Source organism: Sporosarcina sp. P29 (assembly GCF_002743265.1).
Taxonomy (GTDB): Bacteria; Bacillota; Bacilli; order Bacillales_A; family Planococcaceae; genus Sporosarcina.
In genome coordinates, this window is the sequence record NZ_PDYX01000151.1 from 1 (window position 1) to 364 (window position 364).

The following is a 364-nucleotide window of genomic DNA, read 5'->3' on the forward strand; positions in this document are numbered from 1 at the left end:
TTCAAGATAGCGATATGCTTGAAGCAAAGGCAATGATCCGTAAGCAGGAACAAGCGGAACACTTTGAGAAGATCGGGGCTGAAACCGTACTTGTAGATCTTGAAGGCGAAGTAAACGACATCGTAAAGGCAGCAGATGATGTAGATGCCATCGTCTTCACAGCAGGCTCCGGCCCCAAAACAGGTCCAGATAAAACTATGATGATTGACCTCGATGGCGCTATCAAAACTATACAAGCTGCAGAAAAAGCCAATGTTAAACGCTTCATCATGATTAGTTCATACGACACTACACGTAAAGCAATCCAGGAAGCGTCGGAATCATTTGCTCCTTACGTTGTGGCAAAACACTACGCAGATGAATG

At 44.8% G+C, this 364-nt stretch carries 1 protein-coding gene; it reads left to right on the forward strand.

Annotation, left to right across the window (positions count from 1 at the left end; translation table 11 throughout):
- Window positions 1-364, forward strand: a 364-nt coding sequence (locus CSV68_RS16990; protein ID WP_143561041.1) for an NAD(P)H-binding protein, incomplete at both ends; no start/stop codon positions are given.